At 56.5% G+C, this 24,130-nt stretch carries 15 protein-coding genes; 1 reads left to right on the forward strand and 14 read right to left on the reverse strand.

From position 1 onward, the window contains the following. Positions 1-6: 6 nt before the first annotated feature. Positions 7-1,132, forward strand: a protein-coding gene (gene prfB, locus ACGY09_RS03980) for a peptide chain release factor 2 (RefSeq protein WP_397570544.1) whose coding sequence is annotated in 2 segments (ribosomal slippage) — positions 7-75 and positions 77-1,132 — 1,125 coding nt in all. Because the reading frame shifts where the segments join, the coding sequence is not laid out codon by codon here. Between the two features lie 296 nt (positions 1,133-1,428). On the opposite strand, the gene ACGY09_RS03985 is transcribed toward prfB, so the two are convergent. The 14 genes from ACGY09_RS03985 to ACGY09_RS04050 all read right to left on the reverse strand — a co-directional run bounded on the left by ACGY09_RS03985 (position 1,429) and on the right by ACGY09_RS04050 (position 24,031). Continuing rightward, positions 1,429-2,958, reverse strand: coding sequence for a N,N-dimethylformamidase beta subunit family domain-containing protein (locus ACGY09_RS03985; protein ID WP_373651482.1), 1,530 nt, complete (start codon positions 2,956-2,958; stop codon positions 1,429-1,431). A gap of 116 nt (positions 2,959-3,074) precedes the next feature. After that, positions 3,075-3,632, reverse strand: a complete 558-nt coding sequence (locus tag ACGY09_RS03990; protein ID WP_373651481.1) for a hypothetical protein — start codon at positions 3,630-3,632, stop codon at positions 3,075-3,077. A 313-nt stretch (positions 3,633-3,945) separates the two neighbouring features. After that, positions 3,946-5,400 carry a hydroxysqualene dehydroxylase HpnE gene (gene hpnE / locus ACGY09_RS03995; RefSeq protein ID WP_397570545.1) on the reverse strand — a complete coding sequence of 485 codons (1,455 nt, stop codon included), beginning with the start codon at positions 5,398-5,400 and terminating at the stop codon, positions 3,946-3,948. Positions 5,401-5,567: 167 nt separating this feature from the next. Then, positions 5,568-6,563: a malate dehydrogenase gene (locus ACGY09_RS04000; RefSeq protein WP_397570546.1), complete on the reverse strand. Its 996-nt coding sequence runs from the start codon at positions 6,561-6,563 to the stop codon at positions 5,568-5,570. 189 nt (positions 6,564-6,752) lie between these two features. Continuing rightward, the gene (locus ACGY09_RS04005) at positions 6,753-7,595 is read right to left on the reverse strand and encodes a phosphoenolpyruvate hydrolase family protein (RefSeq protein ID WP_397570547.1); all 843 of its coding nucleotides are present in this window, start codon (positions 7,593-7,595) and stop codon (positions 6,753-6,755) included. Between the two features lie 95 nt (positions 7,596-7,690). Continuing rightward, the gene (locus ACGY09_RS04010; RefSeq protein ID WP_397570548.1) at positions 7,691-8,680 is read right to left on the reverse strand and encodes a Gfo/Idh/MocA family protein; all 990 of its coding nucleotides are present in this window, start codon (positions 8,678-8,680) and stop codon (positions 7,691-7,693) included. 85 nt (positions 8,681-8,765) lie between these two features. Then, a complete protein-coding gene (locus tag ACGY09_RS04015; RefSeq protein ID WP_373651476.1) occupies positions 8,766-9,710 on the reverse strand; it encodes a UDP-glucuronic acid decarboxylase family protein in 945 nt (314 codons plus the stop codon). Positions 9,711-9,742: 32 nt separating this feature from the next. Then, on the reverse strand, positions 9,743-11,086 hold the full coding sequence (locus ACGY09_RS04020) for a UDP-glucose dehydrogenase family protein (RefSeq protein ID WP_397570549.1): 1,344 nt from the start codon (positions 11,084-11,086) through the stop codon (positions 9,743-9,745). 90 nt (positions 11,087-11,176) lie between these two features. After that, complete coding sequence (locus ACGY09_RS04025; protein ID WP_397570550.1) at positions 11,177-12,184, reverse strand: type I phosphomannose isomerase catalytic subunit; 1,008 nt, start codon at positions 12,182-12,184, stop codon at positions 11,177-11,179. A 40-nt stretch (positions 12,185-12,224) separates the two neighbouring features. Then, positions 12,225-13,637: a UTP--glucose-1-phosphate uridylyltransferase gene (locus tag ACGY09_RS04030; protein WP_397570551.1), complete on the reverse strand. Its 1,413-nt coding sequence runs from the start codon at positions 13,635-13,637 to the stop codon at positions 12,225-12,227. Between the two features lie 186 nt (positions 13,638-13,823). Further along, positions 13,824-14,792, reverse strand: a complete 969-nt coding sequence (locus ACGY09_RS04035; protein ID WP_397570552.1) for an NAD-dependent epimerase/dehydratase family protein — start codon at positions 14,790-14,792, stop codon at positions 13,824-13,826. A 770-nt stretch (positions 14,793-15,562) separates the two neighbouring features. Further along, positions 15,563-16,675, reverse strand: a complete 1,113-nt coding sequence (locus tag ACGY09_RS04040) for a serine hydrolase domain-containing protein (RefSeq protein WP_397570553.1) — start codon at positions 16,673-16,675, stop codon at positions 15,563-15,565. Between the two features lie 10 nt (positions 16,676-16,685). Further along, positions 16,686-22,247 (reverse strand): neutral/alkaline non-lysosomal ceramidase N-terminal domain-containing protein, encoded by a 5,562-nt coding sequence (locus tag ACGY09_RS04045; RefSeq protein WP_397570554.1) that lies wholly within the window; start codon positions 22,245-22,247, stop codon positions 16,686-16,688. Positions 22,248-22,603: 356 nt separating this feature from the next. Continuing rightward, the gene (locus ACGY09_RS04050) at positions 22,604-24,031 is read right to left on the reverse strand and encodes a DUF1501 domain-containing protein (RefSeq protein WP_397570555.1); all 1,428 of its coding nucleotides are present in this window, start codon (positions 24,029-24,031) and stop codon (positions 22,604-22,606) included. Positions 24,032-24,130: the final 99 nt, after the last annotated feature.

Raw genomic sequence — 24,130 nt, forward strand, 5'->3', positions numbered from 1 at the left:
ACTGCGATGGACAATGATCTGAAAGATGACTGCCAGAATTTGATTGAACGCATCCTCCATCTGCGGGGGTCTCTTTGACTGCGATTCCAAGAATCGCCGAATTGCCGAAATCAACGACGCCATGGGCCAGCCAGGCTTCTGGGACAACCAGGACAAAGCACAGGCTCAGGTGAATGAGCTCAAGACGCTGAACGGCGTCCTCAAGCCGATTAATGAGCTGTTTTCCGGATCCGAAGATCTCGCCGTTCTGCTGGAATTTGCCGAAGCAGACGAATCGCCCGAAACCATTGCCGAGATTCAGCAGACCGTTGACCGCCTTAAACAGCAGTTCGACGAAGTCGAATTGCAAGCCATGCTGTCCGCTCCAGAAGACGGGAATTCAGCCTACGTCGCCATCCAAGCGGGTGAAGGAGGCACGGACGCGCAGGACTTTGCGGAAATGCTGATGCGAATGTATCAGCGATGGGCTGAACGTCGCGGCTTCGACGCCGAAATTCTGGATACTTCTCCCGCGGAAGAAGCAGGGATCCATTCCGCCACCATCCTGATTCGCGGATCCTACGTTTTTGGATTGCTGAAAGGTGAGACTGGGATTCATCGATTGATCCGGATGAGCCCCTTTGATTCTGCTCATCGGCGACAAACCTCGTTTGCCGCTGTCGACGTGACTCCGGAACTTGACGATAACATTTCGATCGAGATCGAGTGGGACGACCCCAAGACCATTCGCGAAGACATTTGTCGTGCGAGCGGTGCGGGTGGCCAGAAGGTTAACAAAACCGACTCGGCCATTCGATTGACCCATCTTCCGTCCAACACGGTGGTTCAGTGTCAGAACGAGCGAAGTCAGCACCAGAACCGAGCCCTTGCTCGCAAGATGATGATCGCCAAACTGTACCAGATCGAGATGGATAAGCGCGAAGCGGAAAACGCGGCACGCCGCGGCGAGAAGTCGCGGATCGGCTTCGGCGGTGAAACCATCCGTAGCTACGTGCTGCATCCCGAGTCTTACTGCAAGGATAACCGGTCCGAATACAAGACGTCACATCCTCAGGCGACACTCGACGGCGATCTCGATCCGTGGATCGAAGCCTACATGCGATGGTGTCTCACGATGAAAGAAGGAAAGTGATTCCTCACGACCCCGAACTTCTCACCCAGTCGTTCGGTGTTCCCTTCCCGATCGCCTGAGTGCCCGGAAATGTGTCATCATCAGAAACGAGCACAGTCCCACGACCTCCGTACGAAATCGATCGTGAGCCTGTAAATGAGTCAGCCCGACGGACCACTTGGGTCTGCGGGCTGACCCTTCTTCTTTTGTGTGAGACGTCCTGAGAAACTCATTTTCAGATTGCGGTCTGACGGACCACTGCGTGACCGTGGTCCGTCAGACCGGCTACTTCTCTTTCAGGACATCCAGCACTGTCTCTACTTGATCGCACGACGCAACAGGTTGTGCGTAATTCGCTGGACGCGTTCATCCGGTCCGTGCGGACGACTCCAGTGGGACCACGGGAGCATGTGCCCTGGAGGACTTGATAAGTCCTGGCACCAGAAGATCGTCGACGCATTGAAGACAAAGTTATTTTTCGGGCCCGGATAGATCGTGGCGGTCCAGTGCTGAGGCTGGGTTCCTCCCACGAGTGCCGTCCCCTTGCCGACAATTTCGAGACCGGGGATGTCTTCTGGCGGTTCACCGTGATACTCCCAGCCGATCAGCCCGGGGATACGGTCCCCTTCTTTCATGCCTGTTCCTTCGAAGATCCAATGATCCGGTTTGGTGCAGATCCAGTCGCCGCCACCGTTGACCGGTTCGACGTTACGGGATCCGATCAGATAGCCCTCATCGGGACCGCGATGAGGGAACGGTCCATGCTGTTTTTCACGCAGTTCCGCATATTTATAGTCACCCCCATAAGGGCCACCACGAAACATGATGCGATTAGGACGACCGTCAAAGCCTTGCCGCAGCGGAGTCACCCAGCAGACGGAATTCCCTGAAAAGAACAGCAGGTTCACACCGGAATCACGCAACTTGACAACGCTTTCATACTGGCGAATGTCCCAGTACTCATCGTGTCCAACACTCAAGAAGGCCTTGCATTTTAGAGCCCGATCCGGAGTCAGCATGTCACTGTTTGAACAATAGGTGACGTCGTATCCTTCTTTCTCGAGCCAGTACGACATGGGGAATTCAAAGCAAAGCCACTCACCGGAACCAATCGACTGCGGATTTTCGTAGATCTGTGCATACTTGGCATAAGGCCGGTCAAAGCTGACGTCGGCCCACGGCCCCTGATTCCCTTTTGGATGCGTATAGACAGAATAGTTGTCTGGCCACTGGTTGTAGGCCTGCCAGGTATTGTCCGAACACTGGACCAGGATGTCAGCAGGGCGGTCGTCGGTCACAATGAAGACGACATAACTTTGCCAGTACCCCGCATCCGGACTTTCCTCAACAAGGCTCAGCCGTCCGAGGTAGACGCCGCTGGTCCAGTCGGCGGGAATCGTCAGCGTGGTTGTCGGTTCCCAGCGGCATTCATGAAGATTCTTTTCACCCGGGGCAGGCATCGGTTGCTTCTTACCGGGGAACGGGCCCAGCGTCTGCATCAGCCGTGCCCCTTTTCCCCCGTAGTACCCCGTCCGGAAGATTTCAATTTTGAAGGGTCGAACCGGATCACATGACACCATGATGTCGATGGTCTCGTTCGCCTTGACGCTTTGACGAGAACAGTAGCCTTCGATGAATGGGCTGCGAAATCCGAGGTTCTTGTCGAGGCGAACTCGGGTCAACTGCCAGTCTGTCGATCCCGGCTGTTCATTCTCTTTCCCGATCAGTTCTCCCCGAGGAACAGGCGATGCGGCAATCGCATCAGCGCCATTCCCGGAAGTCAAATTCGATGCCATCGCTGCAACGGATCCGGCTGCAACGTGCTTGATCCAATCTCTGCGGTCCATGGTCACGGTTCTCACTCCTTCTAGTGGTGAAGAATTGTCGAGTACTGAGTTTGCACGAATCCTGTCGTACAGAGGAACAAATATGGAACCATGATGACAGAAGTGGCGCGACTTTGTCACAAGCCTGGAGGTGCACTTCCGGGAGTCATTCGGGCCAGCACACGGTGGCTTCCAAGCAGTTGCCCTTCGCAAAGGACTTCAAGCGCATAGGCACGCTCTTCCAACGCCACCAGTGGCAAACGAGGCAGTGGAAGTGAGACCTCGATCGTCTTGAGAGGATCATCGCATTCAATGGCGACTTCCGCCTGGAACAAGGACCGATTCTCTCGAAGTTCGACATACCGGACTTCAAATGTTTTGCGTTCTGAAAGCTCTGTCAGACTGAAGTAAACATACGGGGATCCTGCCTGCATCAACTGCTGAATGGGCTGGACGCGGCTCGAAGAATCCCCTTCCCCACCCTCTCCCGATCCACCGGGACCTCGTTCCAACGGATGACCTCCACCCGAGCCCCCTCCTGTGACCGGTCCACTTTCCTGTGACGAGAAGTTCAGATGGGTGTTGGGGGTAAAGAAGATGGTTGAGAAGACACCACAGATGATGTGCTTACCGGTCGCCTGGTCCCGATAAACGTGATCGGCCAGCAACAGAGATTGAAGGATCGGCACAGCCACAAATTCACTCCATTTTCAATTTCTCATTCCGTCGGCATTCGAGGATTGAGGACAGATCGTCGGACACTTCCAGGTAACGACTCGATCAGTGGCAGCCACTGACTGGGGGCTTGCCACACTCAAGTGTTTCCTGCCGTTCTACGATCCTGACTGATCCCCAGCGACAGATTCCTGCACAGTTCAAGAACTCGCGACTCACGACCTTCGCAACTTTGCGGCACCTGCTTTGCGAACATCGTAACCCGCGCCGGCAAGTTTCGGAAATGTGCTCGCTCGTGAACCTCATCGAGTTCCACACGAAAGATACTGACTTTTATCCCGGTTCATTAGCGGGCAGCCCGTAGATGACTCGCGATAAAAAAGCCGTCTTCAGATTTGGACGAATCACTCTCTTCGGCTTACCGAGTCGCGACAGAATATTCTCGGCGGCGAGATATCCGCTTCGCACAGCTCCTTCCATCGTCGCGGGCCAGCCGGTACGGGTCCAATCACCGGCCAGTTGAAGATTTGCTACAGGAGACTGTTGGGCAGGGCGGAGCCCATCGATTCCGGGGACCGGTGAGAAAACAGCGCGATGCTCGGTCACCTGTCGCGAATGCAGCAGGATCGCATTTGCCGTTTCCGGCCAGACCTCCGCTAATTCTTTCAAGACTTCCTGCTGGATATCCTCTTTGCTCCGCCCGCCAAGCTGATGACTGGCGCTGATCACAATCTGGTAGTAGAACGACTTTTCAACCACATCCGTCCCCTGCGAGCCCGCCAGCAAAGTACTCGCAGGAGTATTGCCAAGCAGTGTGCGATTGAAGACCCACTGACAGAGTCGATCGACCAGGACGGCGTGAGGCAAATCCGTAATCGGTCGATCAAACCACAAATGAAGACTCGAGATCGGTGCGGGTTCGAGCTGCTCGATTCCCTGCAGGTCTGGATGGGAAGTTAAAGCGTCCGGCAGCAACGACCGGATTCGATGAAATGGAACCGCCGCGAGGAACTCGTCACCCTCAACGATTTCTCCTGAATTCAGACGGACCCCAGATACAATCTCACCCGCCATCTCAAATTTTTCGACGCCTGTTTGAAGTCGGATCTGGGACCCACGCGAGGTGAGCCATTCGACCAGAAGTCCTCCGTAGAGCGTTTCGAGGGGGACGGTGGGAATATCCACATACCACCCATCCCGATTGGCAAGAAACGCATCAACGATCACCTTCCTCGCATGCGTCACCGAAATCCGATCGAGCGACTCGCTGAGGGCACTGACCAGCACCACAAACCAGAACCGGTTGACGACGTTCGTCGGCTGCCGGTGCTGCTTCAGCCACTCGCTGAAAGGGAGTGCCTCATCCGCCGAACTGACCGGTCTCGCCAGGGCTTTCAGCCCTCGTGCCAGTGCCTGCTTTTCCTGCCAGGACAAATACGACAGGCTGGCGAATCCCCCCAGAAGATGCAGCGGGGCTGGAAGTGGTCCTGCGGCGAAGCGATCGACCTTGCCGGAAGGCCCGACGAAGTGCAGTGCAGGTTCCCTGCGGAAGGAACTGGCCAAGCCTGTCGCTTCGCAGAAATGGCGAAAGTTGGTGCAGCATCCCAGCGTGACATGCTGGCAATTATCAATCTCACTACCCGTTGTCGGATCGTGGAAAGAGCTCGCCCGGCCTCCCAGCCGTATCCGGGATTCGAGCACCAGACAAGGTAAATTGCGTTCCGTTAAGGCCACGGCAGCCGCCAGACCGGCCAACCCCCCACCAACGATAACGATCCGAGGGGACATGAAGGCTCCGCTGATCGACATAGACTCAGGCAAAAAGAACAGTTCTTCGGGCGTTCCCACGACACACAAAATGATCCCGTCCACCAGCGGCAGACGGGATCATGTCCGGTTGAGCAACGACATGTGCGATGCACTCAATGCATCGCACGCTGCGAAAGCTCGATGCATCAGGGCAGCAGGTCACGAACGGTATCGCGTTCCTGCTTCAATTCATTGATGGTCTTGTCGATCTGCGAACGGCTGAATTCATCAATCTCGAAACCAGGCAGAACTCGCCAGTTCTTGCCGTCAGTGCTGAGCGGCAAACCGGTGACCAGACCTTCTTCGATTCCGTAGCTTCCGTCCGAGTAGACAGCGGCGCTGAAGCAGTCACCCGCGGCGGTCGGCGTTACGATGCTCTTCACCGTATCGAGTGCAGCATTGGCAGCACTTGCAGCGCTGGAAGCACCACGTGCTTTGATGACGGCAGCACCGCGCTGCTGAACGGTCGTGACGAAGTCACCCTTCAACCAGGCATGGTCGGAAATGACGCTGGTTGCTGGCTTGCCATCGATCTTGGTGTTGAGGAAGTCTGGGAACTGCGTCGAAGAATGGTTACCCCAGATCGCCAGATTGGTGACCGAAGCGACGGGTCGATTGGACTTCTGAGCCAGTTGAGCGGCGGCACGATTCTGGTCGAGACGCGTCATGGCGAACCAGCGATCACGTGGCACGTCCGGAGCGTGCGACATGGCGATCAGACAGTTCGTGTTACAGGGGTTTCCGACGACAACAACCCGGACGTCCTTGGCGGCTGCGGCCTGAATCGCTTTGCCGGTATTCGTGAAGATGGGGCCGTTGATACGGATGAGGTCAGAACGCTCCATCCCCTGCTTACGGGGAACGCTGCCGACGAGGATCGCGAAGTTGACATCACGGAATGCGTCTTCGAGATGATCACTGTCGAACTTTTGCACCCCGGCCAGTGTCGGGAAAGCACAGTCGTCGAGTTCCATGTGGATCCCGTCCAATGCCCCGACCGCAGCAGGAAGTTCGATCAGGTGCAGAATCACAGGGCGATGGGCCCCGAAGATTTGGCCCGAGGCGAGTCGGAACAAGGACGCATAGCCAATCTGGCCGGCAGCACCGGTGATCGCAACTCGAATGGGGGCAACGTCGGTCATACTCAGAGCTCTCCTAAAAGCAACAATTTCCTTCGCCGGAAAACTACGCAATGGGTGAGATCCCATTGGTCGGCAATTTCTTCGTGAGGCTGCATTTTCGACAGCATCGCGAGGGTATCGACTCCCTCGCCCCTCAGCAACTGTCGCTGCCTGAGGAACTGCGGGAACCGAGTATACCCGTTCCGAACTTCAGGATGGCAGGCGGAAATGGATCTCGGAAAACTCGCGAATCCGGTCGATGATCGCGGGTTCAACCGGAAGTCGTTCCATGGAACTCGCCCCATAGAACCCTACAATTCCTTCAGTATGATCAAGAATATACTGTGCATCCTCTGGATCGGCGATCGGCCCCCCGTGGCACAGGACGAGGATATCTGGTTTGATCCGTTTCGCTGCATCGTGCATTTGTTGGCAGCGCCGCGCCGCGTCCTCAAGCGTAACCGCTGTCGAGGCGCCGATCAGCCCTTTGGTCGTTAACCCCATGTGGGGAATCAAAATGTCGGCACCCGCCCTGGCCATCGCCTCGGCCTCTTCGACATTGAAGCAGTAGGGTGTCGTCAGCAAGCCCATTTCCCCCGCCATGCGGATCATTTCGACTTCCCTATCGTAGCCCATGCCCGTCTCTTCCAGCCCGAGCCGAAATTGTCCGTCGATCAATCCGACGGTGGGAAAGTTTTGAACCCCGCTGAAACCAGCCTCCTGCACCTCCCGCAGAAATTGGGGCATCAATCGAAACGGGTCGGTGCCGCAGACTCCCGCCAGTACCGGCGTTTTTGAAACGACGGGCAGCACTTCGCGAGCCATCTCCATGACAATCGCGTTGGCGTCACCGTACGGCATCATTCCAGCCAGCGACCCACGGCCCGCCATGCGAAACCGGCCGGAATTGTAGATCACGATCAAGTCGATGCCGCCCGCCTCTTCCAGCTTTGCGGACAGTCCGGTTCCCGCACCTCCACCCAGGATCGGTCGACCTGCGGCAACGTTCTTGCGCAACCGGGCCAGGATCTCTTCACGTCGCTGAAGACTCATTGCCGTCTTTCAAATCAGAGGGATCACAAAACAATCGTGTCGTGCTCGGACCATGCGAGTTGACTCAATCCGACGTTCGGGCTGACTAAGATTTGTCACGTGTCGGTGGGACACCCCGCCGCCCGGAGCACAGTCTCCTGTACCGCCAGATCATGTGTGACAGACCAGTCACTCATTTTTTCGCCCCGGATGATCTTCGCGAAATCGGCCGCATCGGCAACATAGCGCTGATAAGACTCGACGGGGACATCCTGGTACCCTTTTCGGTATTTTCCCCGCTCTTTCGACAGAGCCAGTCTTACCACCTTCGGACTGTCGAGCGGTTCAATATGGATGGTTCCTTCGGTTCCACACAGAACAAAGTGACGCCGTGCGAAGCCTTCCACCTCCAGCCCTGACGATTTGACCGAAGCGATCGCGCGCGGATACTTGAGCACCGCGAGCATGTTATCCAGTAGTTCATCAGCCTGGTCAGACGAGTGTTCTGTCACGGGTAACACCGAGTCGGGTGCCCCCAGCAGACCGACCACAATATCGATCAAGTGACAGCCGAGTTCGAACATCATTCCACCGCGATATTCTGCATGCTTCAGGCGCGCAGCGCGGTCCAGCTGCTTGCTCATCACGCAGTGGACCTCGAACGGATCACCCAGAAAGCCCTTCTTCACCAGATCCCGACAAAGGACGACGGCCGGGTTGTAGCGGTACATGTACCCCATTTGCACGCACAAATGTCGCCGAGCAGAAGTATCAAGAATCCGCCGGAACTGACTCAAGGATTCGCCCGCGGGTTTATCCAGATGAACGTGCATTCCGGCGTCAATACACTGCTCCGCATGGGCGAGCAGGTGTCGGGGCTCTGTCTCGACAGCGACCGCCTGAAGCCCGGGGGTATTCAGCAATTGCTCAACTGACATCCACTGCACATCACGGAAAGCGGGATTCGACTCCGCTTTCCGCCGCAGCCGGTCATCCGGTTCCGCCACCCCCACAACTTCGTAGTCGTCGGATTTCCGGTAAACCTCCAGCTTTCCCGACGCGTGTCCGTGCCCCGTCCCTATCTGGCCGATCTTGATCTTCATCATGGAGGTTCCCGTGAAATATCAGATGCTCGGATTCACTTCGCATAGCACGCGACAGCGAGGCCAGTTCGACGGTGGTGATACTGAATCAGCTGGCCCGTGAAAGTTCCTGACGATAGTAGGCGATCGTCCTGGCCAAACCCTCGCGAAGACCGACGGTCGGGGACCAGCCGAGTACGGCTTTCGCCTTGGTGATGTCCGGGCATCGCTGCTTTGGATCATCCTTGGGAAGGGGCTCAAACGTAATCTTGGATTTGGATTCCGGAATCGCCCTCAATACCTCTTCGGCCAGTTGCAGCATTGAGTACTCATCAGGATTACCGAGATTGACGGGGCCAATTTCGGTGTCCTGATCCATCATCTGCATCATCCCGCGAATCAGATCATCGCAATAGCAGAATGATCGCGTCTGAGAGCCATCGCCGTAGATGGTGATCGGTTCGCCGCGTATCGCCTGTGTGATGAAGTTAGAGATGACGCGTCCATCATTCGGGTCCATTCTCGGCCCGTAGGTATTGAAGATCCGGATCACCCGGACGGCCAGATCGTGTTCCTGGTGATAGTTGATGCACAACGACTCGGCGACACGCTTCCCTTCGTCGTAACAACTTCGCGGGCCGATCGGATTCACATGCCCCCAGTAGTCTTCCCGCTGGGGATGAACACTCGGATCGCCATAGACTTCAGACGTGGAACAGTGCAGGATCCGGGCGCGACATCGCTTGGCCAGTCCCAGCATATTGACCACGCCAACGGTCGAGGTCTTGATTGTTTTGATGGGGTTGAACTGATAGGCGACAGGTGATGCGGGACAGGCCAGGTTATAGATCTGATCGACTTCGAGCACGATGGGGTGAACGATGTCGTGGCGGATCAATTCAAACCGGGGGTTCCCCATCAGATGCAGGATATTGTCTTTGCGACCGGTGAAGAAGTTGTCGAGACAGATGACGTTCTCGTTCCGCTCAAGTAACCGTTCGCAAAGATGGCTGCCTAAAAATCCAGCCCCTCCTGTCACAAGAATTGATCGCATTGCTGGAAAACCTCAATTCCCTCATGGAATAGTTATGTTGTTTTGCTGCCGGCCCCATCCTTGGCGTCGGTCTTTGATTCCAGCCCGATCCCGGAGTAATGAAATCCTAACTGAGTCATCCTCATTGGATCAAACAGATTTCGACCATCAAAAATGACAGGAGATTTCAGCTTCTCACGGATGACACCGAAATCTGGATTTCTGAATTCATTCCATTCCGTAACGATAGCCAGTACTTCAGCACCGTCTAACGTATCGTAAGGAGTCTGGCAATAGGTGAGTCGATCTCCGTAGATCTTGCGAACGTTCTCCATGGCAACAGGATCGTGCACCCGCACGGTCGCTCCTGCCGCGAGAAGTCGGTCAATCAGAATGAGTGACGGGGCTTCGCGGATATCGTCAGTCCGAGGCTTGAAAGCCAGCCCCCAGATGGCGATGGTCCGCCCCTTGAGTTCTCCTCCAAAGTGCTTGTGCACTTTCTGGAACAAGACCTCTTTCTGAGCAACGTTCACTGCATCGACAGCTTCAAGAATGTGAGGCTCAATCCCCGATTGTTCGGCGACGCGAATCATCGCGCGCACGTCCTTGGGGAAGCACGAGCCGCCGTACCCGACACCGGGGAACAGGAATGCGAAACCAATTCGCTGATCGTGGCCGATCCCCTTGCGAACGTGGTTGATATCGGCACCGACCTTCTCGCAGACGTTCGCCATTTCGTTGATGAAGCTGATCTTGGTCGCGAGCATGCAGTTCGCGACGTATTTCGTCATCTCAGAACTTTCCAGGTTCATCACCAAGAACGGGTGCTCGGTCCGCAGGAAAGGCTGATACAATTCTCGCAGGACCTGAGCCACTTCAGGCCGTGTCACACCGACCACAACCCGGTCCGGCTTCATAAAGTCTTCGAGAGCACAGCCTTCTTTCAGAAATTCCGGGTTCGATGCAACGTGGACTGTGCGGCCCAGCAGATCTTGCAGGCGACGCGCGACAGCAGCATTAGTTCCCACGGGAACGGTGCTCTTGACCACGACGATCGCATCGTGGGAAAGGTGCGGGGCAATCGAATCGACCGCACTCCAGAAAACGGCCAGGTCTGCGGAGCCGTCGTCTCGCTGAGGAGTCCCTACAGAAAGGAAGACGCACTGGGCCTGTGGGATGGCGTCTTTAGGCTCGGTTGTGAACCGCAGACGTTTTGCTTCGACATTGCGGACAATTAGTTCATCGAGTCCGGGCTCATAAATGGGAATCTGACCCAAATTCAGCTTCCGGATCTTTTCACTGTCCACATCGACGCAAATCACGTCGTTGCCGCTTTCGGCGAAGCAGGTCCCCGTAATTAATCCGACATATCCGGTCCCGATCACTACGATCTTCAACTTAAAATCCCTTTATTCATCCGTGATGGGGGGTTCAAGTGGTCGCGAAACCTCCAGATATGTCTGGACCTCCGTTTCATCCACGGCCATTTAAGTAAGGCGAACACAAAGTAATGTCAACAAACCCGCATTTTCTTTCGGGCTCAGCCGCGTCTGTCCCGCACTCGCCGGAATCATGAAGCTCGACCCCTTCTGGAAGTCGCGGGTATACCCTGTACCGGAATTTGTCAACGACATTTCCCCCTCCAGCACCATCCAGACTGTGAACTCACCCGAATGCGGCGTCGCACCTGGCTGGTGTAATGTGTAGCGTTCCATGCGGAAGCCCACGCCGTCGACAAGGAGTTCTCCGCTGAGCCCTGACGATTCACAACGAATTTTTTCAGGAACGACAGGGGAAACGGGGCCCTGGTCCCAGTTGATCGCATCGACCGCCTTGTCGATCTGCAACGGACGTGGTTTGCCGTCCAGCCCCAGCCGGTTCCAGTCGAATAAGCGGAATGTCGCGTCGCTGGACTGCTGCACTTCTGCAATGATCAGTCCTCCTCCCGCAGCGTGAATCGTCCCGGCAGGGATGGAGACGCAATCACCTGGACGTGGTACGAACGAATGCAAGCACTGCTCGACCGTCCCCCCCTTCATATGCGTCAGGAAATCCTCGCGGGTTACGCCGGGCTGAAGTCCCGCGTAAATCCGGGCGGTCGGTTCCACCGACACAATGACCCACGCTTCTGATTTTCCGTAAGGTTCGTTCAGAAGCCGCTGCGCCATCGCATCATCAGGGTGGACTTGAAGTGACAGGAGTTCTTTGCATTCGAGCCATTTCAGCAGCAGCGGAAAGACATCGCGACCTCCGCCGCCCGTCAGTTCCTTTCGCGACTTCGTCCACAGTTCAGCAAGTGGACGGCCGGCATTTTTCCCTTCGAGCACCCGACTTTCATGCAAGGGAAGTGAACTGAGTTCCCAAGCCTCGCCGTACGGCAGTTCACAGGGAAGCGCTCTTCCCAGTTGAGACTGAATTCCCCTTCCCCCCCAGACCTGTGGGCGGAAAAACGTATCGAACACAAGCGGATCGTCGATGGTCAAAGGCGAATTCATGAAAGGTATTTCCGAAATGACAACGCAGTCGATCAAGAGTTCAGTCTTTGGGGCCAAGGTACGTGGGACTATCGAATGGAACCGCAGCGAGTTCGCCGGTACGGGCCGACAGATCTTCCGGTGAAAGAGCAAAGCGGGGGCTGATCTCAACCGCGACATCGTCTGGAGGATTCACGCCGATCGAGTTCAACCAGCGTTTGCTTAACCGAACCATCCGGTCACGCACGTAATCAGGAGAGAACTCTCCCTCTTTGTTCTTCAGCGGCGCGAACTCGTCATCGCGGACGGTCTCGACGATGAGCGCCACCTTCGCGAGCGGCAGGGTGTCGAAGATGAATCGTTCGAACTTCACTCCGTTCTCAACGGTCGGCTCCACTGCGTTACCCTGGTCATCAATATGAGGAATCTTCTTGATGGCTCGATGCCAGGGAAGAATGTTGTCGGATGTCGCGACCCGTTCGAGGAAGCTGCGATTGAAAAGATGGATGGCGGTACTGCCTGCCCAGAATTTCAAATCACCCGCCGCGTCACGTGCCTGCGCCAGGTCCTTGGGCAAATCACTGTACTCGATAATCTGCGTCCGGCCGTCGATATCCACGGCCACGCCCACCTTCTCGTCAGGTCCGGTTTTCGCGACAACCTTTGTTGAGACCTCTGATTCATGCATCAGGTGCAGACCGATGAATTCAGGGTCGCAAACACGCGCCAGCGGGTTGTCGACCTGATGCGAGAAGATGTATTCAATCCCTCTTCGTTGCATCTCGCCGAACAGCCCTGCCTTCCAGAGGGCCGAGAACAATCCCCCATGCCCATCGGGGCTCATGCTGAGATTTCCCTTGTCGGCCAGTAGGACTTTTCCGGACTTCAAATCGACGGACGGTGCAAAGCCCTGGGGAAACAGGAACACATCCTTGGGATCAAGACCGAAGTAATTGTTTCGGCGATAGAATTCCTCGATCTCGTCATGCGTCTTGTCGCTGGTCATCACAAAGTAGGGGATCGTGGTGCCGTACCGCTGGGACGTGGCGATTAACTTGGTTGCCAGGATCTCGAGCAATGACTGATTCGTCACGGGACCAATCGGGAACAGGCCCTTGGACTGCTTGAATCCGAGTCGAGTCCCCTGGCCGCCAGCCAGCAGCACGGCACCGACTTTCCCTTCGCGGAGTGCGTTCTCTCCGATTTCCCGAGCGGCCCGCCATTTATCCCGGTCGGCGGCACTCTTCGGCGTCCTGACTACATACGCAGGAGGAGCGGCCCGGCGGGCTCGTTCCTCAAAGTCGCTCTGCGGACTGGTTCCCTTTTTTGCGAAGTTGGAGACGAGATCCCAGTCCAGATCCGCAAGCTGCGCTGCCAGGAGCTTCTGCTGTTCGGCGGACAGCTCTTTCCAAAAACGCAACAGGTGCTGTTGACCAGTTTGTTCGATCATCTGCGAAAGCTTCGCGTCAAGCATTGTGAATCCTAATGGATGAACAGTTTAATTTCCGTCTCTGCCTTGGCCCGACGTCACGTTCCAATTCATGCGGCTTCCGCAGAATCTGTCAGACTTTCCCACGGCTGAATTTGATGTGGGAATTGAGACGACTCGTCGCAATTCCCATATGACAGTTGCAACGGAACCTCTCGGAACGGATGTCGATCATGACTCGCTCGGCTGCTTACCAAACCACCGCACGGTTTCCCGCAATCCTTCCTTGAGTGAAACAGTCGGTTTCCATCCCAGTAGCCGCTCTGCCAGCACCGGCGACACGAGACTGGAGCGCAAATCCCCGATGCGAGGAGGGCCATGCTGAATCTCTATGGTTCTGCCCGCCTGCCCCTGGTCCCTTAAATCATCGAGATGACAATCCGCGATCATCTGAGCCAGCTCATTGATGTCGACTCCCAGTCCGGTCCCGATATTGATCGCAGCGAAATCCTCGGCCAGGTCCGTGTGTAAGGCTGCGACATTCGCTCGTGCGACGTCGGGACCATAAACAAAGTCTCTGAGGTATTTCCCATCACCATTGATGGTGATTCCCTTTCCATCCAGGGTCCGCCTGATGAAAATCGCCGTGACCCCCGCTTCCCCTTCGGGACTTTGACGTGGTCCATAGACGTTCGAATACCGCAAGGCGACCCCCTGCAAGTTGCGCTCCTTGGCGTAAAACTCCAGGTATTGTTCGCCGACCCACTTGCTGATGCCGTAGGCGGATTTTGGTTTCTTCGGAAAATCCTCAGACGCGGGGGACGTCACATCTCCGTAGAGCACGCCTCCTGACGAGGCAAAGACGACGCGTTTCACACCAACTCGGGACGCATTCTCAAAAATGTTCAGCAGGCCAAGTACGTTCACTTCCGCATCGAAGATTGGTTCACGCATCGACCTGCTGACCGATATCTGAGCGGCTTGATGGCAAACCCCTTCGGGCCTGACCTCGTCAAAGATTCTGCGAACCTGATCCTGATCGCGAATATCAGCCTCATACAAGGGAACGCCCGGAGGCAAATTACGTCTCGATCCGGATTCGAGGTTGTCGATGACAACGGGCACATCGCCTCGTTCGAGCAACGCATCCACGATGTGACTGCCGATAAAGCCAGCCCCCCCGGTGACAATCACTTTCATCTCAGTTCCTCAATGCCCGAATTCCATTGGCGACTCGTTCCGGTGAATCAGCAACGGGCCAAATCACATAGGCTCCGCACCATCCGCCCGACCCACAGCGGTTGTTCGTTGACCGATCCGCCACTTGACGCAGATTCGGCGCAACATGGCGGAGACGGCCATCTCAGACCGATTGAGCCACTCTCTCCAGCACAGGTTTGCCTGAGTCATGCTGTGTCCACACGAAAATACCGCCAATCTTGCCTTCAGCGGCAGCCTCTTACAATCAAATTGTCTGTGAAAATCAGGTCGCTCGAAGTGTGACAACGAACCAGAGCCAGTCGGGGCGCAGTGCATAAGGACTGCGAATGCAGTCGCGTATCCACGCTTCGAGTGGCCCCTCGTCTTACACCTTGAATCGATCCTCGGTTTGGAACGTGAGGAGATTCGATACAAGGTACGCAGACTCCCTTATTGTTCAAATCTGCCTGTCGATATAAAGCATCGGAGCACTGGCGCTGGCGTGATTATCTCAAAAACATCCACCAAGGCTCTACTTCTGAACCACTCTTGATTACTCAAACATCAAAACCAGTCGATAAGTGATTCATCCGTTCACTCCGTGAGGCTCGACCATCCACGTGTTGACCTGCAAACCACCAATCGTACGTGTCCCAAAGCAAAGTATCCTTGTCCGTCAACGATAAGCGAAAATCGTACCCAAGGAACTGCCGACGCTAAAGTCGGCTCCTCTTCATTACTCTTCAGTGTGAGTGTGCCAGCACCTGTTTTCAGGTCAGTTGCAAATCGGCACAAATCGCTTCGTTCAGTTTTCGCAGACGGCGTCCATGCTGGCCCTCGCCGGGACGTCCGTTGAAGAAATAGGCGACGACCAGGCCACGCTCCGGATCACACCATCCCTGGGATGATTGCGCCCCGCCGTGCCCGAAGGTACGGAGCGAACAAAAGGGGCCATACCCGTATGGAACGGTCTCCGCCCCGTAGCGAATCGAATTCACGATCACGCCCAATCCGAAGTCAACCTTATGTGCAAGCGTCAGATCAAATTCCCCCACCCGGTGCCGGGCAGTCATGGCGGCCACGGTCTGAGGGGTCAGGATCTGCCGCCCCTTATATTGTCCTTCATTCAGCAACATTTCGTAAAAGTAGCCCAGTTCCCTAATCGGCCCCCGCGCATTCGCACCCGGAGAGGGCTTTTCACAACGGGCCGGTTCGTGCCAGTCCAGAAGTTGCAGACCCCCTCCCTCTCGGGTGTAGATTTTTCCCAACCGGCTTTCGTATTCCGCATATTGTGTGGGAGTCAGGCTTGTGAATGTTTGTCGCAGGCCGAGAGGTTCAAACAGTCCCTTGTGCATCGCGTCGGAATAAGAAAGCCCCATCAGCCGGGAGAGAATCTCACCCAGGATGAACCAGCTCGATGCCGTATGGTACCCCGCAGTTTGTCCTACCACCCAGTCGGGTTCGACGCTCGAATCGCAGATCCGCCGAATGATGTCATCCCAGGACGCTTCGGGCCAGCCCGTTTCGACATTTCGGAAACCGCAGGTATGAGTCAGTATGTGGCGGATGGTGATCCCATCCTTGCCTCCCCCCGCAAACTCCGGGATGAATTTCACCACGGGGTCATCCAGTCGCAGTCGACCTTGCTCCCACTGCTGCAGAATCGCGACCACTGTCAACGGTTTCCCCGCACTCAGCCACAGATTGATCGTCTCTGATGTCATCGGCTGGCCTGGCGCGGACAGTCCGAATCCACCATCAGCCATGATCTCGCCCTGAAGCGAGACATAAATCTGCAGGCCCGTATGTAACTGCCGATCAACACCTTCACGAAAGACGCCAAAAGTCGCCGGGAGTCGCTCGGCAAGTTCGAGTTCGTTCATTGATTGCCCATCATTCTTTCAAAAGCTTGACCGCCCGCTCCCTGATCGATGACGTTTTCGACTCAAGCAGTGATTTTCGGTGTGCGGAACTTAACCGGGCCGCTGACAATTGGCCACCGGCAATCGCATCAAGCAATTTCTCTGCACGGCGATCAGTCCGCAGCAGTGCGTCGAGGGCGAGCGTGCGATTGTGCTCGTTGACATATTCGACACAGCCCAGCAGCAGGTCAGCGACTTCTGAAGACTCGACATCACTCAGACAGCTGATCGCCCCCATCTGCAGTTCGGCGTCGACGCCCTTTGCGAGATACTTCACCAGTTGCTCGCGACGTCGATTCCAGTCGTCCACAGCAATCATTCGCAGTGCATCATATCGCGTTCCCGTCGGAACGCGTTCGTTGTCGCTCATCTCTGAGGCGAGAACCAGTGACCTCTTCCACCGCTGGTTCAGATCGGGCGAGTCCTTAAGGATTTCCAGAATTCGCCCTTTGGGCCATCCTCCGCTCAAGCTGATGCCATTGATGATTCCACCTCCAACGACGACCGCCTGCCAGTCCCGAAGCGGTTCTCCGTCTTTCGGAAGCGAAACCTCTAACAGCTTGAAAAGCGGATCTCCCTCGGCTCGTTTGCCACAGCCAATGGCGACGCGCCAGATCCAGGGAATCCTGCGATATTCTTCGGCCTGATCGTCAGGCAAGTCTGCTACAAGTGCCGCAACAATTTCACTCGCCTGCTCGGGCTTCTCTGTGATCCAGCGGGCGCGGTCGTCTGCGGACAGCACATCATCAAGAAGTTGCCGAGCAAATTCCTTGACGTCTGTGGCCGGAGAAACAGGTTCAACCTTGGCGAGAGCGAACGGCTGCCCCTCGGGAATCAGATAAACTCCCCGCAAATCCATGAGAGCCCCGCTGACATGACTTCCGTCCGGACGGAGCAGCAGCCGATGTGCGCCGGCGTCGAGTGACAGTGAGCCGACTTTCGTTACGACGTAGTTGCTCCATCCACCTGTTCCCCGAACGACGCCCGTCAGAGATTTTTCACCGCATTCGATTCGGAATGCGTTCCCCTGAGAACCGCCATCACATGCATACTCCTGGTAGACATCAAAGACGCCTGCCTCGGGCAGGTCGATCGACCAGACAACGTGATCGTTCACCCCATGCCAGTATCCGATATTGCCATAGGGAGTTTCGAAAGCAATGTCATTGCCATAGATCGCGGCCGTTGCGGCAAGCAGAGACAAACGTCCCTCTACTGGACGGACCGTCTTTGGCGTATTTCCTTCCGCCTGCTTCGGAGGAACCGAAACGGAACTGAGAAGTGCAATCAGATCAGCGACAGCTTGCGGTGACAGGTCCTTTTCCAGACCTTCCGGCATCAGCGACTTTGCCGTCGCTCTCAGCTCTTCCAATTCCTTCCGCAGCAACGTGAACTGCTTCCCTTCGGGACCGAGCAGCGTCACGCTGTTTGACGATTCACTCGCCAGGAGTCCTGTCCGGATCAATCCCTCCCGGGTCACGGCCAGGTAACCGATGTAGCGAGTATCCACATTGCGATTGGGATCAAGTAACTCCTGCAGCAGAAACGAAGGAGACTTGTTGGCCACCATGGCCAAATTGGGGCCGACGACGTGTCCGACATCGCCGAGACGGTGGCATTGGGCACAGGTCTTGGCAAACAGAGCCCGCCCACGCTCGTTGTCCCCTTTCAGCGTCAGTGCTTCGCGATACTGCTCGACCACCTGTTGCCGGTCGTTATTAATGCCGGCGGCGAGAGACTTTTCCGCCTGCCGGCGTATTTCAAGGACTGGATGGGAAATCAGGGCCTGGCGCTGAGCCGCAGAAATGGAGGTCGCGGGAATGGTACCATCGGCCACTTTTTCAAAGAAGTAGGGCGTCCATTTGCCACGTCCCAGGAACGCGTCGACAATTCGAGGCTGTACGGACGGAGAAAGTTCGCGATACCTTTCTGCAAAAATTTCGGGAACGTTGTCTGTGGCGATCCGCTCAAACGCTTCTACTGCCGCCAGTTGAACTCTCGGCGGATCAGCAGAAGACAGCAACGGGGTCAGTGTCGCGACGTCATCCACCTGCTGCATCGGGTCGCGCCCGAGTAACTGAATCGCGGCGATGCGAGTTTCATCGTCAGCCCCCTCGGCCGCGATCAAACTGCGAGCCGCCTGTTGCATCCGGCGGGTGACGTTCATTACCTCATCGTCCCGCTTCACCTGCTCCCCCCCCGCATCGGCAGGTCGCCGACGCAAAGATTCCACCAGGTTTGTGACCGCTCGCAATTGCCAGGCGCGGGGTTGCTGATCCAGGCCTTTCGAGACAGCAACCAGCGCCAACTTGATCGCACCGTCGTCACCGTATCCGACGGCTGTGGCGAGGAACGGTGCCATCAGCGACGGAGGTGGCTCTCCGTCTTTCAATTCATCGAACAGGGTTGTCGTAAACGCCTGCAGGTCTCCCGGTCGGATGCTGCTGAAAATCGCTGCGACCTGGTAGGGATCACCCGCATCACGCAAGGCCATCTTCGCCAGTGTCGATCCAATTCGTCGGTCTTCCCACTCACCCAATGAACAAGCCACCTGCAACCGCACATGGGGATCAGCATCGTCCGAAAGTTTCAGTAGCGAATCGATCAGTGCTCCCTTCTCGGTCATCTCCTCAGCAAGCACCAGGCCCACTGCACGGACCCGCGGGTCAGGATCGTTGAATGCACGCTGAAGATCGGCTGCAGTGAGTTGCGATGCCGCGGCCAGTCGGCGATAGCTCATCACTCGCAGGTTGGCATTGCCCTGCTGACTTTCGTCGCGCCACGACTTGACCCGTTCGGCAGAGATCGTACGGGTCCCTTTTCCGCCGCTAGCAATCACGTCGTGGAGTTCCCGCTCCTGATAGACCGACAACAGCGTGGATTTGGTTTCCGTGGTTCCAGAGCGGTCAGTGCGAGGGAGTGCTCGTGTCGCTGGTTTGGATTGGTCGGATTGACTCGTGACACGGTAGATTCGCCCCAGTGTCGTTCCCGCCCTCAAATCGAGCGGATCGAGTTCCGGTTTGGGGATCCAACGAGGATCCTCGATAATGAAGCGGTACATATCAACGACCCAGATGGCGCCGTCGGGCCCGTTGACGACCTGAACCGGACGGAACCATCCATCGGTCGATCGCAAAAATTCCGTCTCCGCCTCGTTCGCCGGACGTTCTGCGACAAAGGACGTCCCGGCGGGCTTCAGGGCGAAGCGGTGAACCAGCAGATTTACCGGTTCACAGATGAAAAGATTGTTCTGGTAGTCCGCGCCGAGAACCGAATCCCGATAGGCAGCGATTCCACACGCCGCGGTCACGGTGCCGGGTGCTCCGCTGAGCTGAAATCGCTGAGCATCAGGACGAGCGGGATACAACCGACGCGTCTCCTCCGATTGCGCCAGATTCACGCGACTGAGGGGTGAAGTCACGTAAGGGTTTCGTCGGAGGTAGTGTTCCGCCAGAGGGTAGTGATAACCGAGCGTGGAATTATCGCAGCCGAACCAGTTCCCGAATTCGTCGCGGATTCGCCCCTGCTGAGTCCGGCCAGTGGCCGCTTCAATCTCACCGGTCTCGGGTTTGATCCGAAAATCGCGATCACCTAATTCGACGGTCTTGCCAGCCAGGTTCGTAATTGACCCACCAAACAGACCACACGAACCGTAGATCCAGCCATCCAGACCGTAGGTCAAGCTGTTGAGACGTGCCTGGTTGTTGGAAGTTCCGAAGCCGGTAAACAGTTTCTGAACCAGATCGGCCTTGTCGTCGCCGTCGGTATCTTCCGCATACAGCAGATCCGGAGCGGCACAGATCAGCACTCCTTTTCGCCAGACGGTGACTCCCGTCGGCTGAGCAATCTTATCCAGAAAGATGGTCGATCGATCAAACTGCCCGTCACCATCGGTGTCGCGGACCAGTCGAATTCGTCCACCCGGTGGTGGAGGTACGGAGTCCGTGGGGGCGCCACCTTCACTGCCCTGAAGCGAGATGAAGGTATTGGGATAGTCGCTCATCTCCGCGACCCACAATTCGCCGTTCAGTCCGAAATCGATCGCAACCGGATCAGCGATCAAAGGTTCTGCCACAACCAGATCGACTCTCAGATTCGATGTCGTCTCAAGAGCAGCGAGGGATTGGTGCGGAGACTTCGGCAGGGTTCCCGACGTCTTTCCGGCATCGAAGCGGGCTGCAAACTTCTCGTCGAGTTGACCTCGGACAGAACGGATAATGCGATCCTCGAGTCCCGGCTTAAACGGCGCGGGACGGTCGTAGTAGACCATCGCCCCTCCCCCTTCGTAGCCTCCCTCCCTGAGAATTCGCTCAGAGGGAATGTAACAAGGGGCGTCATTTGCATACGCGTTTACCCAGATGCGCATCCGATCCAATTCCCGTTTCAGCCGCAACGAGTAATCAACAACGACTTCGCCCGGCAGAAAGACCATTGCCAGCGAATCACCGAACGACCACGTCACAATCGGGTAGTCCAAGGTCGTCGGCAATTTTTCCCCGCGGTTAAGCCGCTCTAACTGAACGCGCGCCTGATATCCAACAGGGTCATCTTTCTCGGCTCGCTTCTCCCATTCGGCTCGTGTCGGAAGCGTGTCGTAGTCAAGCGGAACCGACTCACGCACGGCCTGGATCGGTCCCTGGACCGGCGTCATAAAGCCTCTGATCATTCGTTTCACTTCAGCGGCGATCTCGGCCCCCTGCTGCATGGCAATATCGGCCCTGTCGCCCACCACCCCGCTGCTCGGGTTCTGGTCGGCACCGCATCCGACTGACACCAGAGCGATAGCAGAAGGAAATGCGCGCTGAATCAAATCCTGAGCGTACCCCGCCCAGTCACCGCTCACTTTGTTGTTAGAGAGCGTCACACAATGACACGCGTAGTCGACGTAAATGGCTCGGACCACTCCATCCGGCCTCGTCACAACCAGGACTGGAAGATCGTGGTCCACGGGCCCCCCCTGCTGTCGTCGATTGATCGCGAACTTGACTGTCCCGATCCCCCAGGTCAGCTTCGACTCTTCCCTGTTCGCCAGGGCTTCCAGCGCCACTTCTTCAATGCGATCGGTCAGGAACTGCGTATAGCGATCAATCTGCTTCCAGTGGTCTTCCGGGATCGGCACACTGAACAGCGTCGGAGCCACACCACGCAGCATCGGGGCCGTATGCGTGTGCGAAGCCGTGATCGAGAGGTTTGCTCGCTTTAACCCTGCTTTCGTCTTGAGGCGTGACGCGACTTCATCACACATCGATGCCGGAATTCCGAGATTGTCGACCGTCACCAGCACCACAGGATCGGACTGCGGATTCGCCGAAATGGCCAATGCTTTCGCCCAGATGGGCTGAGTCACCCCTTCGGATTCGGTTCTGCGGAATCCAAAACCGGATAACCGAACGGGGTATTCCGGCGTCACGTCGGCCTGCGAAACACCGACAGAATACGTTGCGGTACTTTCTGTCGCGGAGACGAGTTGTCCGAGACCGCTCAACCCACTGATAACGCAGACGATCCTCAGTGCGATCAGAAAACGAACCATGCAAAACTCCGCGTTAAGGTGCCGCAGGCGAAAACAGATCCCATGAGACGGCAGTATCGACGAACATCGTGTCTCAAGCAAACCCACAGAAGCCATCGCAGCGTGATCAGCGAGGCGGCGGAGTCTGGTTGAGCCGCAGCAGCCCCGTGATGCTGGGTCCCGGAATGTGATGTGTTCATCGACGCAGATCCATTACGGTAACTGCCGTAATCTAGCGACCTTCAACTTACGAACGAGTCCAGCGGTAGCGGACACAAGACGCAGCCCGTCAGACGCAGCGCCGGAGAGGAATCCAGCGGCAGTAGAAATCGTTGCCAAGTCCGGTCCCGGAACAAGTCATCAACGAAATTCATCGATCAGGACAGAATTTCGTGAATCACCTGGCCATGCACGTCGGTCAGGCGGAAGTCGCGTCCCGCATAGCGATAGGTGAGCCGTTCGTGATCAAAGCCGAGTAGATGCAGGATAGTCGCATGCAGGTCGTGGGGACTGGTCGGCTTTTCGACCGCCTTGAACCCGAACTCGTCGGTGGCTCCGTAAGCGGTCCCGCCTCGAACGCCACCACCCGCAAGCCAGACGCTAAAGCCATAGTGATTGTGGTCACGTCCGAGTAGCGCCTTCCCGTCACCGGCCAGTTCCACCGTCGGAGTCCGACCGAACTCACCACCGAAGACGATCAGCGTATCTTCGAACATTCCGCGCTGCTTCAAATCGGTCATCAGTGCGGCGATGGGTTGATCAATTTCTCCTGCAAGCTGGCGATGCGCAGTTTCGATCCCCGAGTGATTGTCCCATGGTTGCCCGGCTCCATGCCAGAGCTGGACGTACCGCACCCCTCGTTCGAGCAACCGACGGGCGATTAACGTCTGCCGGGCGTGCACTCCCGCTCCGTAAAGTTCCTGAATGTGCTTCGGCTCTTTCGAAATATCGAAGGCCTCGGCCGCCTCCGTCTGCATGCGGAACGCGAGTTCGAAGGACTGAATACGGGCTTCCAGCCGGGTATCAACCCGCACGTCCCGATGCTCGGCATTGAGTGACCTGAGCAAATCGAGTTGCCGCCGCTGCATTCCCGCCGTGGCGTGCGGGCTGCGGATATTCTCGATCAACTTGTCAATCAGTTGGTGTCGGGGATCGACATACGTTCCCTGATAGACACCCGGCAGGAACCCTGATTGCCAGTTTTCTGAATCTTTGATCGGCAGGCCGTTAGGGCACATCGCGACGAAGCCGGGGAGGTTGCGATTCTCTGTTCCCAGCCCGTAAAGCACCCAGGCACCGACACTGGGACGTGGCTGAACGGAATCCCCACAGTTCATCAGCATGAGCGAGGGTTCGTGGTTGGGAACATGAGCGTACATCGAGCGAATCACCGCGATGTCGTCTGCATGGGCGGCCGTTTTGGAAAAGATCTCGCTGATCTCCAGCCCGCTCTGACCGTACTTCTGGAATTTGAAAGGGGACGGAAAGGCGGCCCCTGTCTTCCGTTCGGTCGTCAGATTCACGGGTGCCGGCTGACCCGCATATTTTTCCAGAGCCGGTTTCGGATCAAAGGTATCGACGTGAGACGGACCACCATTCAGGAAGAAGTGAATTACCCGTTTCACTCGACCCGGAAAATGCGGTTTCTTTTCTGTTTCAGTCACCGCGGCGTCTGCCCCGGATGCCGCGCGTGCCTCACGGGATTCCTGATCGTGAAAGAGGCCCGCCAGGGCGAGTGCCCCCATCCCCATTCCGGACCGCTCAAGGAGAGACCGACGCGTCATTGGCAGGTGCGCTTCGAACATAGGATTAGCTTGCTCCTGGGGCGAGTATCTGGATCTCGATCATTTAACGATGTCAGGGCCGAAAACGGTGAATCCTTCAGCGTTCTTTCGCGATGACAC

The sequence above is a fragment of the Schlesneria sphaerica genome, assembly GCF_044336245.1.
GTDB classification, from domain to species: Bacteria; Planctomycetota; Planctomycetia; order Planctomycetales; family Planctomycetaceae; genus Schlesneria; species Schlesneria sphaerica.